We start from the raw sequence: 15,881 nt of genomic DNA on the forward strand, positions 1-15,881 counted from the left end.
TCTACGGTCAGACGTCAACCCGTCAAAAGTCGGGTGCTCGAGGACTCTGTGTATAATAAAGATATATATCGATTAAACGAAACCGCAAAAAAGCCAGCTGAGCACCTAGCCAGAAAAACAAAGTGCTATGAAATTGAAAAAGACCAATCGAATGTTCCAATCCAAATAGTGAGAGCGCATTGTCGAGAGATTTGGAACTATACGGATACAAGTTTGACCCATTGGGCGCAGCTTGTTGAGGCCGCTCAAAAAGTGGGACCGATGATGGGTCTACATAAGTCAGTTTGGGATGAGACTGTAGATGCAATGGGGCAGGTCGAGGCTGCGATTGTGGTGGCTTGTATGTTAGATCGCTTCGCAGAAATTGAAATTCCGAACGGCTATCTGAAAGCACTCAGCAGGAAGGCGAGGGCAGGGCGGTTTTCGAGCGGTCCGATGGTGATGGCACTTGCTCGAAAGGAAGTCGCGTAAGTTCACAACTGTGAACCCTGACAAAAGCCCCGAATAGTTCACAGTTGTGAACTTATTCCACAAAACCCAAAAAATGCGTCAGGTTACTTACCGGACGACGGCGCGAAACGACAGAGTTAGCAACGAAATCCTCGTCAGGCCAGCCGAGCGCAACGCACGTTAAAATAACCTGATCTTCAGGAATGCCTGCTACCTCGCGCACGACCGGGCTTTGCATGATGCCTTGACCGTTGATCACACTTCCCAAACCTTTGCTCCATGCAGCGAGGACCAGACCGTAAGTCATCGCGCCTGTATCAAAGTGAGCGATCGTATTCGCTAACAGTGAACGGTCAAAACACACGACGATAGAGACGGGGGCGTCAAACTGACGAAAGCCGCGCATCACCCAATCTTGGCGGCGTTCGGCATCGTGTCGCTCAATACCCATGGCTTCGAAAAGCTGGACCGCGATTTCAATCTGACGTTTGCGATGCTCACCTTGGTACTCGGAATAATCCTCGATATCGCGTGTGGGTTTCACACCAGCGAGCATGTTTTCGGTATTGCCTTTGCGGACACGTTCGAGGGGTTCACCCGTTAACACATGTAAATGCCAAGGCTGTGTGTTCATCGAAGAGGGCGCGCGATTGGCGAGGGCGATTACCTCTTCGAGCAATTCTTTTGAGACAGGTTGATCGGTAAACCCACGGATGGAGCGGCGGTCGTTGATGGCGTGTTCTAAGTTCATGTGGGCCTCTTCGAGATGATTTGGATAAGATTAAGCGCAAGTGCGTACAGGAAAGCGAATGCTAATCTTTGTGACGTTGCGGCTAAGTCAGTCGTCGTTGCCATTCGTTACGGCTCATGCTTGGCTAAAGGCGATAGTTTCTGGAGACGAATGCGATGGACGGACCACTGAGCGGATTTCGGATTGTTGATCTGACCTCGATGATTTCTGGACCGATGAGCACGATGATCTTGGCCGATCAGGGGGCTGAGGTGATAAAGGTTGAGCACCCAGAAGGGGGCGATCACACGCGTTTGGTTTCTGTTCGCAAGGGTGGGTTTTCCTCGTCGTTCCTGAACAACAACCGCAACAAGCGCTCTGTTGCTTTGAACCTGAAAGAGAAGGCGGGCGTAGAAGCCTGCCTGAAACTCGCAGCGCGTTCAGATGTGTTTATCCAGAACTTTCGCCCTGGTGTTGCGGAGCGGATAGGGTTGGGCGAAGCGGCTGTGCGCGCGGTCTGTCCTGATATCATTTACGTCTCAATCGCGGGATTCGGGTTTGAGGGACCTTGGGCCAACAAACCTGTGTTTGATCCACTGATCCAAGCTTTGTCGGGGCTAACGACGGTGCAGGGTGGGGCGGATGATCGTCAACCCAAGTTGGTGCGCACGATCCTACCGGACAAACTGACGGCAGTGCAGGCAAGCCAAGCGGTGACAGCGGCGCTGCTTGCGCGTGCGAGAACGGGGCAGGGGCAGACGGTGAGCTTGTCGATGCTGGACACGATCATCAGCTTCCTGTGGGGGTCTGATATGTCGGCGCATACGTTTGTTGGTGATGAGCCAGAACAGGACGCACCGCAAAGCTGGATTGATCTGATTTACACAACATCGGACGGGCATATTTCGGTGGCTGCGATGACGAATAAGAGTTGGGAAAACCTTGCGCGTGCGCTGGATCGTGAGCAATGGCTGGACGACCCAAGGTTTGCAACGGCGACGCTAAGGGACATTAACAAGAATATGCGGCTAGAGCTGACGCAAGAGGCGTTGAAAGACCAGACCACAGACTTCTGGATGGAGCGTTTGACGGAATTCGATGTGCCGTGCGCGCGGATTTTAACGCGGACTGAAATGATCAGCCATCCGCAAGTTGAAGCGAATGGAATCGTGATTGAAACGGATCATCCGCAGTCAGGCCGTTTGCGCCAAGCCCGCCCGCCTGCGCGGTTTGTCGGGTATAGTGATTTCGATCCAAGCCCTGCCCAGAAGTTGGGTCAAGAGACACGCGCAGTTTTGGCAGAGGCTGGCTATAGTGCGGATGAGATTGCAGAGTTGATTGCAAGTGGGGCCGCTAGGGATGTTCAGGAGCCGAAAGAATGATTGATTTTTATTATGCGCCAACGCCGAACGGCTGGAAGGTCGCGATCCTGCTCGAAGAGTTGGGGGTCGAGTACACGACGCATTTGATGAAGCTCGGGGAAGGGGATCAGTTCAAGCCCGCGTTTTTGGCGATTAGCCCGAATGCAAAGATGCCAGTGATTGTGGATCAAGAGACGGGGACGTCGGTTTTTGAATCGGGTGCGATCCTTTGGTATTTGGCCGAGAAGGCTGGTCGCTTTTTGCCGGACGATCCGGCGTTGAAGTTAGAGGTGATGCAATGGCTGTTTTGGCAGGTTGGCAACCAAGGGCCAATGGGCGGTCAGCTCAGCCATTTTGTGAATTACGCGCCTGAGGGGCAAGACTATAGTGCCAAGCGGTACCGCGGTGAATACGAGCGTAACCTCGCGGTGTTGGAGCGGCGCTTGGACGGGCAGGATTGGATTGTTGGGGAATATTCGATTGCGGATATGTTGGCGTTCCCTTGGGTGTTTATTGCCAAGCCGCTGACCTCTTCGCTGGAGGATTTCCCGAATGCGAAAGCATGGCGCCAGCGGATCAAAGAGCGGCCAGCAGTGATGCGCGCGATCAATTTGCACAAAGCGAAACAAAACCGGGGGGAGCAGAATGCGCAGAACAACAAAGTGCTCTACAATCAGTCAGCTGCGCATCTGTTGGATAAATGAACAACACATAATAGGAATTATGTTGTTTAAAGGAATGAACTCATGAAGGCAGATGTTATCGTTGTAGGTGCAGGTTTGGCGGGGCTTGCCGCAGCGGCCGAGCTTGGCGATCGTGGGAAATCTGTTTTGATTGTTGATCAAGAAGGACCGCAAAACCTTGGCGGGCAAGCGTTTTGGTCGCTCGGTGGTTTGTTTATGGTTGATACGCCCGAACAACGGCGCATGGGGATCAAGGATAGTCATGCGCTGGCGTTGAATGACTGGATGGGATCGGCGAAATTTGATCGTGCTGAGGACGCGTATCCACGGCAATGGGCTGACAAATATCTCGACTTTGCAGCGGGCGAGATGCGGCCTTGGTTACACGAAATGGGTTTGCGTTGGTTCCCTGTTGTCGGCTGGGCCGAGCGCGGCGATGGATACGCCGACGGGCATGGCAATTCTGTGCCGCGTTTCCATATCACTTGGGGCACTGGGCCTGGCGTTTTGGAGCATTTTATCCGTCGTTGCAAAGCGCATGAAGAAGCTGGGCGCATCACGTTCATGTACCGCCATCAAGTTGATCATATCGAGATGCAGAATGGCGCGGCTAAGGGTGTCGCGGGGCGTATCTTGGCGGCGGATAGTGCGATGCAGGGTGCCGAAACCACGCGCGACGTTATCGGTGATTTTGCCTATGAGGCGTCGTCGGTTGTTGTGGCCTCTGGCGGGATTGGCGGGAACTTTGAGATGATCGAAAAGGTCTGGCCGACTGAGCGTCTCGGAGCGATGCCGCAGAACATGCTATCGGGTGTGCCAAAGCATGTGGACGGGCGCATGTTGGATATTTCAGAGGCCGCGGGCGGGCATGTGATTAACCGTGATCGGCTGTGGTTTTACACCGAAGGGATCAAGAACTGGGATCCGATTTGGCCACGTCACGGCATCCGCGTTTTGCCCGGTCCATCGTCGATGTGGTTTGATGCAAAGGGCCAACGCTTTCGGGCACCTGCCCTGCCCGGTTTTGACACGACTGGCACGTTCAAGGCGATCCTCGATACGGGGTATGATTACAGTTGGTTCGTGCTGACGCAGAAGGTGATCAAGAAGGAATTCGCGCTTTCAGGCTCTGAGCAGAACCCTGATTTCACCTCGGGCAAGTGGATCGAAGTCCTAAAGCAGCGGGTTTTCTCGGGGAGCAAAGCAACGGGTCCGGTGGAAGCGTTCAAAGAGCATGGCGAGGATTTTGTCGTCGCGGATACGCTCGAAGAGCTGGTTGCCGGAATGAACAAGGCGACGGGTGAATACCTGATTGACGCGCCGCACTTGCGCGCGCAAATCGCGGCGAGAGATGCGCAGATCGACAATGAATTTAGCAAGGATCTACAGGTGAATGCGATCCGTTCTGCGCGGCAATATCGCGGCGACAAATTAGTACGTACCGCCGCACCACATAAGTTTCTTGATCTGGACAATGGCCCGTTGATCGCGGTGCGACTGAACCTGATCACCCGAAAGACGTTGGGTGGTTTACAGACCAATCTCGACAGTCAGATGGTGGGTGCGGATGGCACTGCAATCGAGGGCTTGTTTGCCGCAGGAGAAGTGGCGGGTTTTGGCGGTGGTGGCTATCACGGCTACAACGCGCTGGAGGGGACGTTCCTTGGCGGATGCATCTTCTCGGGGCGTGCAGCTGGGCGTAGCGACGCGATTGGCTAGGACGTAGCGTAAGTGGCAATCCGTCTTGTTGCATGGTCTGAAATGGCTAACCCTTGGGGCAACATGAAACCCAAGGGGATTTAAGACATGACACAAACCAATAGCGCCAATCGTAAATTTGTTCTTGCCGAGCGCCCTGTGGGTGAACCTACAGAGCAGACCTTGCGTCTTGAGAGCGGGGATATGCCGGTGGCTGGTGCGGGGCAAATGTTGTTGCGCAACGAGTATCTGTCGCTGGACCCGTATATGCGCGGCCGCATGAGTGATGCGCCCTCCTACGCGGCGCCTGTTGAGATTGGTGGCACGATGGTCGGCGGCACTGTCGCTGAAGTCATGACATCCGATGTGAAGGGTTTTGAGGCGGGCGATTGGGTCGTCGCGTTCGGCGGGTGGCAGGATTACAGCGTGTCTGATGGCACAATGGTGATCAACATGGGCAAAGACCCAAAGAACCCGTCTTGGGCGCTGGGTGTTCTCGGGATGCCGGGTCTGACGGCTTGGGCGGGTTTGACACAGATTGGTCAACCCAAAGAGGGTGAAACGCTGGTTGTCGCTGGTGCAAGCGGGCCTGTTGGCGCAACTGTTGGACAGATCGCCAAGATCCTGGGTTTGCGGGTTGTGGGCGTCGCGGGTGGCGCTGAGAAATGTGCGCATGTGGTAGATGTGCTCGGGTTTGATGAGTGCATTGATTATAAGGCGGACGGGTTTCGTCAGGCGTTGAAAACGGCGGTCCCCAAGGGCATCGACATCTACTTCGAGAACGTCGGTGGCGCTGTGTTTGATGCGGTGATGCCGCTTTTGAACCCCTCCGCGCGTATCCCAGTGTGTGGGTTGATTTCGCAATACAACGCCACCTCTCTGCCGGATGGGCCGGATCGTATGAGCCTGCTGATGGGCATGATGTTGCGCAAGCGAATGACCATGCGCGGCTTTATTGTGTTTGATGATTTTGGTCATCTCTACCCTGAGTTTGCCAAGCAAATGGGTGCTTGGGTGGCGTCGGGCCAGATCAAGTATCGCGAAGAGATGATCGAGGGGATGGAAAAGGCGCCAGCCGCGTTTATCGGTCTTTTGCGCGGTGACGGATTTGGCAAACGGGTGATCAAACTGAGTGCCTAAAAGGAAGAGCTGATGCCAAAGCAACCCAACATCATTTTGATCTTTACGGACAACCAACAGGCCGCGACGTTGGGGTGTTATGGCAACAGCGAAATCCACACGCCGCATTTGGACGCCTTGTCGCGCAAGGGTGTGACCTTTGATAATGCGTTTTGCCCGAACGGGTTTTGTTCGCCCTGTCGCGCCTCTGTGCTGACGGGCAAACTGCCCTCACAGCACGGTGTGCATTCGTGGATTGATGACCGCAAAAGCAACGAGTGGCCTGCTGATTGGCATGCGCTGGACGGGCTCAACACGCTGCCAAAGGCGCTCAAGTCAAAGGGGTACGCGACAGCGCTGGTTGGCAAGTATCATCTGGGCCAGCCCACGTCGCCTGCTGAGGGGTTTGACAATTGGGTCACGCTTGAAGACGGCCATGTGCGCAGTTTTTATCGCAACAAGATTTTCGACAATGGTGAAGTTTACGATCAACCGGGCCATTCGGTGGATTTCTTCACCGACAAAGGCGTCGCGTTTATCGAAGAGCAGACTGCTGCCGACACGCCCTTTTTCCTCTACCTTCCCTACCCCGCGCCCTATGGTCACTGGCCTGCCACGAAAGAGACGGACGAGAACCGCCATACAGCGCGCTACGCTGATTGCCCGATGCATTCGATCCCGCGCAGGGGATTGAGCAAAGCCGCAGTCGATGGGTTTATGCTGCGCAGCAGTGAAAGCTCTGCACATCTGGATTTCTCGATGCTTATGCGTGCGCCCAATGATTTGGGGACGTTGCGCAACTTTTACAGTCAGATTTCCATGGTCGATGATGGCGTCGGCAAGATCATCGCCACGCTGGATCGTCTTGGCATTGCCGACGACACATTGCTGGTCTTTACGACTGATCATGGTTTGTCCACGGGTGAGCATGGGTTCTGGGGGCATGGTGCCGCCACGCTGCCGTCGAACTTACACCGCGCGGCGCATAACATTCCGATGATCATGCATCAAAACGGAGTGACGGTTCAGGGGCTGCGCTCAAAACTGATGGTGTCGGGCATGGATGTTTTTGCCACGATCCTCGATCATACGGGCGCGGCGCAACAGGAGGCAGGCGTACCGAGCCGGTCTTTGCTGCCGATTTTGACGGGCGGTGATCTGAGTGATTGGGGGGCTGACGCTGTCTTTTCGGAGCAAGAGGAAACCCGTGTCATCCGCACACCGAAGTGGGCGTATTTCAAGCGGTTCGACACTGGCACCACTGGTTTTCAAGACGAGTTGTTTGATGTAGAGAATGACGTGAGCGAGACGCTGAACCTAGCGGGTGATCCTGCGTTTGCTGACATCAAAGCAGCGCTTGACGGGCAACTTACCGCGTACTTTGAAGAGTACGGGCAAGACCATGCTGATCTGTGGAAAGGTGGCGTGCCGATCCAGCACAGTGAACGCAAAAAGCTGTGGCGCAAAGCGTGGGGCGACAGTTGGCAGCCCGTCTATAGTTACGATGCCAAATGAAGCGTTTCCGTGCTGCAATCGATTGGGAACCGGCGCACCCTTTTTAGGGCGCGCGCCACCGCGCGCAGCGCCATGCGCCATCAAAAAGGCCAGCGCATTACCATCCGCGTCAAAGCCGCTTGCGTATTTTTCTTTGTTCTGGGCTTGAACCTGCCTGGGTCCAATGGTGTCCAGACCATCGAAGTATGGGACAGGGTAGGCGTTCTTTTGTAGAATATCCTCGCCGGCCATTACAGGCGTATCGAGATCGCGCCAGATGTGTGCGTCAGGGGCGGATATGAAGCCCAAGAGCTGCGCCTCGTTAAAATAATTGGACGTGGAGAGATACTTTTCGTGCAAGTTCCACAAGGACACAGCCGTTTGTTCAGCAGAACCACCCATGAGCGGGATCATTGGCAATTGCAGCAACGGATGTGAGTCAGCGAGATAGCCGTTGTAGACATAGGTCGCATCGACCTGACCAGAAGTGACCAGATCAAACTGCGCGCTTTGATCGGTGTAGGGCTGGCTGGCAACGGGTTCGTTCGCAGGTTCTGCGACTTCGACGACTGGCGTCGCATTTCGGCACGGCACGAGAATTTTCTGTCCAACGAAAAGTAAGTTGGGGTTTTTCCCAAGCGATTCCATGTTCGCTTCTTACAGAACCTGAAACGCGCTGACGCCGTACGCTTTGATACTGATTTTGCTAAGTGTGTCACCGGGCGAAACGGTGTAAGATGTGCCGCATTCAATCTCTGAACTTTGAGCTGAAAGTGAGAATGGCAACGCGGCAGCGACGCTCAAAGCGATAGATATAAACGTTAAAACATTTACCCCAGTAAAAAAATTACAAGTATGCCCTTATGGGTTTGATCAGGCACAGGCAATAATTGCTTTCTAAGCTGCTTGGATTGGCTGCGCTGCCATCCATGTGCTGCCGCGCAATAGAGCGCGCATATTGCAACTTGTCTTTCTTCAAGAACCCGTTCCAAGCACAAATTAGCGGAATGACGTTCCGTTCTGCGGGATTGGCAGGGGCAAATTTACTGCCTAGTCTGGTTTAAGTTGCTCGTTTTCTTTGGGAGGGGAAAATGTCCATATTCCAGATGCTACAATGACGGCGATGACCCCTGAAGAGGCGGTGCGCCATGTCGTAACCACGAACCCGACGTTCGCGTTGCACGAGGTCGATGTGCGCGGTGTGACGTTTAAGGCGTTCAAGAATATTCCACCCAATGTGCCCGGATTGCTGGCCGCAGGTTGGGCGCAGCATGGTGATGGTCAGCTGGAATATCTGGCCTATGAAGACGAGAGCCAGACCTACGCGGAATTCACGAGCGGTGTGAACAAACTGGCCCATGCGATGCGCGATGAACTGGGTTTGGGGCAAGGCGACCGCGTCGCGGTTGCGATGCGCAACTACCCTGACTTGTTGATGTCTGTGCTGGCGATTTCATCCATCGGCGGCATCGTCGTTTTCCTGAATGCGTGGTGGACGCCTGAAGAGTTGGACTACGCCCTGCGCGATAGCGAAGCGAAGGTGGTCTTTGCAGATGGTCCTCGGATGGAGCGCTTGCAGCCATTGAAAGAAGCGCTTGGGCTGACGCTGGTCTCTGTGCGCGATGCCAAGGGGCACGGCGCATTTGATATCGATGCGCTGATTGAGGGTGCTAAGGCAGGAACGGCACCTGAGGTCACGATCGACACGGATGATGATTTCGCGATCATGTATTCCTCTGGCACGACCGGCAGTCCCAAGGGCGTGGTGCAGACCCATCGCGGCGCCGTGAACGCAGTGTTTAGTTGGTTGATGCAGTCGGTGATTGCGCCGTTGATTGATCCGCCTGAGCCTGATGCACCTGCGGCTTTGCGCCCCTCTGCGCTGGTGGTCACACCGCTGTTTCATGTTACGGCAACGCATCCATTGTTCCTGCTTAGCCTGCCTGCGGGGGCCAAGATCACCCTGATGCGTAAATGGGATGCGGCCGAAGCGGTGCGGCTGATGCGCGACAACACGATCACGCGTTTCCTAGGTGTGCCGACGCAATCAGCAGAACTGATGCAAGCCGCGCGCGCGATGGGCGAGACTTTGCCCGCGATGGATTATCTGGGCGCAGGCGGTGCCAAACGGCCGGGCGCGCAGGTGGCGCAATTGGCCGAGACTTTCCCGAACGCAGGTGTCGCAACGGGCTGGGGCATGACGGAGACCAACGCGCTGGGTATTGGCATGATTGGTGACGACTACGTTGCGCGCCCAGAAAGTGCGGGCAAGCTGCATCCGCCTGTGCAGGAATTGCGCATGCTCGATGACAACGGGAACGATGTTGCGCTCGGCGAGTTGGGTGAGATCACCGTCAAAAGCCCTGCCAACATGCGCTGTTATCTCAACAAGCCGGACGCGACAGCAGAGACATTGCAGGACGGTTGGCTGCGCACGGGTGACTTGGGTGTGCTCGATGCAGATGGCTATGTCACTATTTTGGATCGCAAGAAAAATATCATCATTCGCGGCGGCGAAAACATCGCCTGCCTTGATGTGGAAGGGGCGCTGCATCGTCATCCTGACGTGCTTGAGGCAGCAGCGTTTTCCGTGCCAGATGCGCGTCTTGGTGAAGCGGTTGGCGCGGCTGTGCAATTGAAAGAGGGTGCTTTGATTTCGCGTGATGAGATGGCGCGTTTTTTGGAAGCGCATATCGCCAAGTTCAAAATTCCCGCGCATTTGTGGATCCAGCATGGTGCGCTGATCCGTGGTGCGACTGACAAAATTGACCGACGCGCGATTTGCGCAAGCTGTCTTGAGAATGAAGAGGCCAAAGTATGAATACGCCTACAGACGTAGAAATCAGCGAATACCTCGCCAGTTCCGGCGCGGCCGCTTGGGAGGTGCCAGGTCTCCCTGCTGGCACGCCCAAGCGCGAAATTAAAAGCGTCGGTATCATCGGTGCTGGCACGATGGGTGGTGGCATCGCGATGAACTTCGCGACCGCTGGTATTCCTGTCACCATCGTTGAAACCACGCAAGACGCACTGGATCGCGGTCTCAAGGTTGTGAGGGGGAACTATCAGCGCTCGTCCGACAAGGGCCGTTTCCCACAAGACGAGGTCGAAGCGCGCATGGATCGCTTTGACGGACGACTGTCGCTCGCTGATCTGGCGGATTGCGATCTGGTGATCGAAGCGGTGTTCGAGAACATGGACCTCAAGCGCCAGATTTTCACAGAGCTTGATAGCGTGATGAAGACCGGCGCGATCTTGGCCACGAACACCTCTGCGCTTGATATCAACGAAATCGCAGGAATGACGAAGCGGCCAGAGGATGTCATCGGGCTGCACTTCTTTTCGCCTGCAAACGTGATGAAACTGCTCGAAATCGTGCGTGCGAAACATACGGCTGATGATGTTGTGGCGACCTGCATGGCGCTGGCGAAAGATATCAACAAGATTGCGACGCTGGTGGGTGTGTGCCCCGGTTTCGTCGGCAACCGAATTTTATTCGCGCGTCAAGCGCAGGCGAACAAGCTGGTGTACCAAGGCGTGATGCCTTGGGATGTGGATGCTGCGCTGAACGCCTTCGGCTTCAAGATGGGACCGTTCCAGATGAGCGATCTCGCGGGTTTGGATATCGGTTGGTCCAAAGGCGCCAAAACGCTTAACCCCATTCGCGATGCTCTGTGTGAGCTGGACCGGCGTGGGCAGAAAACCAAGGCTGGCTTTTATGACTACGATGAGAACCGCCGCCCTATTCCGTCTGACGTCACCGCTAAGATCATCCGCGACATTACAGGCGCTGAGCCCTCGACGATGGGTCAGGACGAGATCATCGAGAATTGCATTTTCCCGATGATCAACGAGGCGGTGAAGATCTTGGAAGAGAACAAAGCGCAGCGACCCTCTGACGTGGATGTGGTCTGGCTGAATGGTTATGGCTGGCCCGCGGACAAGGGTGGACCGATGTTCTTTGGTGATATGGTTGGTGCGAAAGCAGTGCTGGCGCGGATGGAAAAACTCGGCGCTGAAGATGCAGCGTTTGCGCCTGCCGAGACGCTGCGCAAACTCGCGGCGGACGGTGGCAAGTTCACAGAGATTGATACAGGAGGATTGAAGGTATGAGCTACGAATTCATCAAGACTGAGGTGCGGGGCAATATCCTTTTGGTCACTATGAACCGCCCCGAAGTGTACAACGCGGTGCATGTTGAAATGCACAATGAAATGGCCGATTGTTGGGATAACTTCGCCGCCAATCAGGACCTTTGGGTTGCTGTTTTGACGGGTGCGGGTGACAAGGCATTTACCGCTGGCAACGACCTGAAGGCGACAGCGCAGGGTGGCAGCAAAGCCAAGATGACAGAGACAGGTTTCGCCGGATTGTCGTCCCGCTTTGATCTTGAGAAACCGATCATTGCGGCCGTGAACGGCTTTGCGATGGGCGGTGGGTTTGAGACGGCTCTGTCGTGTGACATTATCATCGCGTCCGAGCAGGCCAAATTCGCGCTGCCTGAAGTCAAGGTTGGCTTCTTCGCTGCTGCCTCCGGTGTGCCGCGCTTATCACGTTACATTGGTCGCCTTGCCGCGCAAGAAATGATGCTTACAGGGCGCACGATTTCCGCTGCCGAAGCGCTAGATATGGGTTGCGTCAACGAGGTGCATCCGCATGATCAGCTTATGGCGAAAGCGATGGAAAAGGCAGAGCAACTTTGCACCGGTTCGCCCTCTGCGATCAAAGCGACGAAGCGGGTTCTGAACGACCTCGCCAAGCGCGATGGCATGGTCGAGAGCATCGCCTATTCACGCGAAGTGCTCGCTGATCTGGCCAAAACAGAAGATTTTAAAGAAGGTGTTAACGCCTTCGTCGAGAAACGTGCGCCCAAATGGGTCAACAAATAGGAGACGCCTGAGATGTCCGATAGCAAAGATCCAACGAGCCTGAACAACCTTGAAATGTCCGACAAGGCCAAGCCGCTTTTGAACGCTGTGGTGAAGCACATTCGCGAGAATGTAGACCCGATGACCGAGGAATATTTCAAAGCTGGCGAAGGCCGCGAGAACCGCTGGTCTCACACGCCGCGTCAGATGGAATTGATGGAAGCCGCCAAGCAAAAGGCGCGTGATGCGGGCCTTTGGAACTTCTTCCTGCCCAATGCGGAGACGGGCGAAGGGCTGTCTAACTTGGACTACGCCTACATCGCCGCAGAGCTTGGGAAAAACCCGCTCGCGTCCGAGACGTTGAATTGTTCCGCGCCTGACACAGGCAACATGGAAGTGCTGGAACGTATCGGTACGCAAAAGCAAAAAGACAAATGGCTCAAGCCTTTGCTCGCGGGTGAAATCCGTTCTGCGTTTGCGATGACCGAACCTGATCGCGCTTCGTCGGATGCGAAGAATATCGGTATGATGGCTGTGCTGGAAAACGGCGAATGGGTGCTGAACGGCGAAAAATACTACATCTCTGGCGCGGGTGATCCGCGCTGTAAGGTGATGATCGTGATGGTCAAAACTTCGCCTGATGCCGAACCTTTCCGCCAACAATCCCAGATCCTTGTGCCGATGGATCACCCCGGTGTTGAAATCCTTGGACCCATGCATGTGTTTGGTCATGACGATGCACCGCACGGCCATATGCACATTCGATTCACCAATGTGCGCGTGCCTGAAGACAGCATTCTTTGGGGCGAAGGCAAGGGTTTTGAAATTTCTCAAGTGCGTCTTGGACCGGGTCGTATTCACCACTGCATGCGTTCTATCGGGCAGGCGGAAAAGGCGCTGGATCTGATGATCGATCGCGGTTTGAACCGTGTCGCGTTTGGCAAAAAGATCGTTGATCTGGGCAAGAACATGGAGACGATTTCGCGCGCGAAGATCGAGATTGAATCGATGCGTTTGCTGGTTCTGAAAGCGGCCAAAGCGATGGATGTTCTGGGTAACAAAGAGGCGCGCATCTGGGTGTCGATGATCAAGGCCAAAGTGCCTGAGCAGGTTTGCGATATCATCGACCAAGCGATGCAAGTGCACGGTGCAACAGGCATTAGCCAATGGTCGCCGCTCTCTGGCATGTACGCGCAACAACGTACGCTTCGCTATGCGGATGGTCCTGATGAGGTGCATCACCACGTGATCGCGCGCAACGAAGTGCAGACCTACAAGGACAGCAATTCGCGCCAAGATGCGATTGCTGGCGACACCCAAGCACGTGGTTCAGGCGGATTCATGGGATGAGCATGTTTGATCTGACTGGAAAAGTCGCGCTGCTCACAGGCGCCTCTAAGGGCATGGGTTATGAGATGGCCAAAGGGCTGGCTGAGCATGGCGCGACTGTGGTGATTTCATCCCGCTCGCAGGATGAACTCGACGCGGCTGCGGCTGCGATTAACGAAGCGGTGGGCGCTGAGCGCGCCCACGGCGTGGCGGGCAACATTGTTCATAAAGAGCAGTTGCAAGCGCTTGTGGACAAGACCCATGAGATCGCTGGCCCCATCGATATCGTCGTAGGCAATGCGGGTGTGAACCCCTACTATGGCCCAATCGCTGGCATCTCGGATGAACAATACGAGCGCACAATGAACGCCAATGTGCAGTCCAACCTTTGGCTCGCCAAAATGGTCGCGCCGGATATGGCCGCCAAGGGCGCAGGCTCGATGATGTTCACCTCCTCGATTGGTGCGTTTAAGGCGTCCGACACGCTTGGCACCTATGGCATGTCCAAGCTGGCACTTATTGGCCTTGTTAGAAACCTCGCGGCGGAGTTCGGCCCCCAAGGCATTCGTTTCAACGCGATCTGCCCGGGTCTGGTGAAAACCGATTTTGCGCGTGAACTTTGGGACAAACCTGGTGTAGAAGAGAAGTACTCCAAGTCCATCCCTCTGCGTCGCTTGGGCGAGCCTGATGACTTCGCTGGCCTTGCTGTATTCCTTGGCTCTGACGCGAGCAAATATATGACCGGACAGGCGCTGACCGTCTGTGGCGGGTCGAGCATGTGGGCGTAAATCATGGAGCTTAAAGACAAGATTTGTGTCGTCACAGGTGCGGCAAGCGGTATTGGCAGGTCGCTTTGTCATGCCTTTGCGAACGAGGGTGCGCGCCATGTGATTTGCGTCGATGTGAACGGTGACGGTGCCACTGCGACAGCGAATGAAATCGGTGGTCATGCGTTTACTGTGGACGTTTCGAATGAGGCGCAGATCGTGCAAATGATCGACGCGGTAGAGCAAGACATGGGTCCTATTGATCTGTTCTTCTCCAACGCTGGGATCGGTGTTGGTGGTGGCATGGAAACCCCTAACGATGATTGGCAGCGCATCTGGGATATCAACGTGATGGCCCATGTTTGGGCGTCGCGCAAACTCGTGCCGCTCATGGCTGCGCGGGGGGGTGGTTATCTTGTGAGCACATCTTCCGCTGCGGGGCTTTTGAACCAGATCGGTTCTGCCCCTTATGGGGTCACGAAACACGCGGCTGTTGGTCTCGCTGAATGGCTTGCGATGACGCACGGAGACGCAGGGATCAAGGTTTCGGTTCTGTGCCCTCAAGCGGTGCGCACGGAAATGACGCGTGGGCATGAAGACCACGTCGCTGCGATCAACGGTATGATGGAACCCGAGCCTGTTGCGCAGATTTGCGTCGATGCGATCCGTGCGGAAAGCTTCCTGATATTGCCCCATGAGGACGTGCGCGAATACATCAAGAACAAGGCCGAGAACTATGATCGTTGGATCGGTGGCATGCGCAAACTGAACCGTATTTACGGTGGTAAGAAACTTTAAGCGAAAGGGCCTGACGATGATCGGCTACACAACTATTGGCGTCTCCGACATGGAGCGCGCGAAAGCGTTTTACATGGATTTGTTTGCAGACAAAGGTGCGAAACTGGTGACGGACATGGGGCGTATCGCGTTCATCGGCACCAAGCGCGGGGAGCCTATGTTGGCCGTCTGCAAGCCCTACGACAAAGCTGACCCTGCGCCCGGAAATGGTGGCATGATCGCGTTTACGGTTGCGGATAAAGAAGAAGCCGACACGATGTATCACAAAGCGATTTCACTCGGCGCAACCTGCGATGGCCCTCCCGGTCAACGTATTCCTGACCGCTTTTATGGCGCCTATGCGCGGGACTTGGATGGCAACAAGATATGCTTCTTTGTGTTTGGGTAGGGGTTGAGAGTTAGATTATCGCGATTCTCAGGTTTTGACCTGTTGAAATGACTGTCGAGCACGAAGTGTCGAAGGTCGGGTGTGCGGTACAAGGACGAAGCCGCTGCCGCGGCAATGGCGCTTGTTGCGGGTGTTCTGGGCTGCCTTTGGCCGAGTGCATTTTGAGATCTAGCGAACCTGTTTGACGATTGGGGCTTCT

At 55.1% G+C, this 15,881-nt stretch carries 14 protein-coding genes; 13 read left to right on the forward strand and 1 reads right to left on the reverse strand.

What is annotated here, in order from left to right; translation table 11 throughout:
* On the forward strand, window positions 1–471 hold a 471-nt coding region (repC, locus tag PFRI_RS19350), incomplete at its 5' end, for a replication initiation protein RepC (RefSeq protein ID WP_245812488.1).
* A gap of 52 nt (window positions 472–523) precedes the next feature.
* Here the strand turns inward: repC and PFRI_RS19355 are convergent.
* Entirely contained in the window at window positions 524–1,201 is a 678-nt protein-coding gene (locus PFRI_RS19355; protein WP_072632346.1) for a nitroreductase, read from the reverse strand.
* A gap of 155 nt (window positions 1,202–1,356) precedes the next feature.
* Here PFRI_RS19355 and PFRI_RS19360 point away from each other — a divergent pair, with 155 nt between their 5' ends.
* From PFRI_RS19360 to PFRI_RS19420, 12 genes are all read left to right on the forward strand, one after another.
* Window positions 1,357–2,562 carry a CaiB/BaiF CoA transferase family protein gene (locus PFRI_RS19360; protein WP_072632347.1) on the forward strand — a complete coding sequence of 402 codons (1,206 nt, stop codon included), beginning with the start codon at window positions 1,357–1,359 and terminating at the stop codon, window positions 2,560–2,562.
* A complete protein-coding gene (locus PFRI_RS19365; RefSeq protein ID WP_072632348.1) occupies window positions 2,559–3,245 on the forward strand; it encodes a glutathione S-transferase family protein in 687 nt (228 codons plus the stop codon). The genes PFRI_RS19360 and PFRI_RS19365 overlap by 4 nt, the downstream gene beginning before the upstream one ends.
* A gap of 42 nt (window positions 3,246–3,287) precedes the next feature.
* Window positions 3,288–4,943, forward strand: a complete 1,656-nt coding sequence (locus PFRI_RS19370) for an FAD-binding dehydrogenase (RefSeq protein ID WP_072632349.1) — start codon at window positions 3,288–3,290, stop codon at window positions 4,941–4,943.
* Between the two features lie 87 nt (window positions 4,944–5,030).
* A complete protein-coding gene (locus tag PFRI_RS19375; RefSeq protein WP_072632350.1) occupies window positions 5,031–6,062 on the forward strand; it encodes an NADPH-dependent curcumin/dihydrocurcumin reductase in 1,032 nt (343 codons plus the stop codon).
* Window positions 6,063–6,074: 12 nt separating this feature from the next.
* Entirely contained in the window at window positions 6,075–7,556 is a 1,482-nt protein-coding gene (locus PFRI_RS19380; RefSeq protein ID WP_072632351.1) for a sulfatase family protein, read from the forward strand.
* Between the two features lie 1,093 nt (window positions 7,557–8,649).
* Window positions 8,650–10,356, forward strand: coding sequence for a class I adenylate-forming enzyme family protein (locus PFRI_RS19390; protein WP_072632353.1), 1,707 nt, complete (start codon window positions 8,650–8,652; stop codon window positions 10,354–10,356).
* Window positions 10,353–11,645 (forward strand): 3-hydroxyacyl-CoA dehydrogenase, encoded by a 1,293-nt coding sequence (locus tag PFRI_RS19395; RefSeq protein WP_072632354.1) that lies wholly within the window; start codon window positions 10,353–10,355, stop codon window positions 11,643–11,645. Before PFRI_RS19390 ends, PFRI_RS19395 begins: the two co-directional genes overlap by 4 nt.
* Entirely contained in the window at window positions 11,642–12,421 is a 780-nt protein-coding gene (locus PFRI_RS19400; RefSeq protein ID WP_072632355.1) for an enoyl-CoA hydratase-related protein, read from the forward strand. Before PFRI_RS19395 ends, PFRI_RS19400 begins: the two co-directional genes overlap by 4 nt.
* Before the next feature lie 12 nt (window positions 12,422–12,433).
* Window positions 12,434–13,750, forward strand: coding sequence for an acyl-CoA dehydrogenase family protein (locus tag PFRI_RS19405; protein ID WP_245812490.1), 1,317 nt, complete (start codon window positions 12,434–12,436; stop codon window positions 13,748–13,750).
* Window positions 13,747–14,517: an SDR family NAD(P)-dependent oxidoreductase gene (locus PFRI_RS19410; protein WP_072632356.1), complete on the forward strand. Its 771-nt coding sequence runs from the start codon at window positions 13,747–13,749 to the stop codon at window positions 14,515–14,517. Before PFRI_RS19405 ends, PFRI_RS19410 begins: the two co-directional genes overlap by 4 nt.
* Window positions 14,518–14,520: 3 nt before the next feature.
* Window positions 14,521–15,294, forward strand: a complete 774-nt coding sequence (locus tag PFRI_RS19415; protein WP_072632357.1) for an SDR family oxidoreductase — start codon at window positions 14,521–14,523, stop codon at window positions 15,292–15,294.
* A gap of 16 nt (window positions 15,295–15,310) precedes the next feature.
* Complete coding sequence (locus PFRI_RS19420) at window positions 15,311–15,682, forward strand: VOC family protein (RefSeq protein WP_072632358.1); 372 nt, start codon at window positions 15,311–15,313, stop codon at window positions 15,680–15,682.
* The last annotated feature ends 199 nt before the right edge of the window (window positions 15,683–15,881 follow it).

Source organism: Planktotalea frisia, from assembly GCF_001890925.1.
In the GTDB taxonomy this organism is placed as follows: domain Bacteria; phylum Pseudomonadota; class Alphaproteobacteria; order Rhodobacterales; family Rhodobacteraceae; genus Planktotalea; species Planktotalea frisia.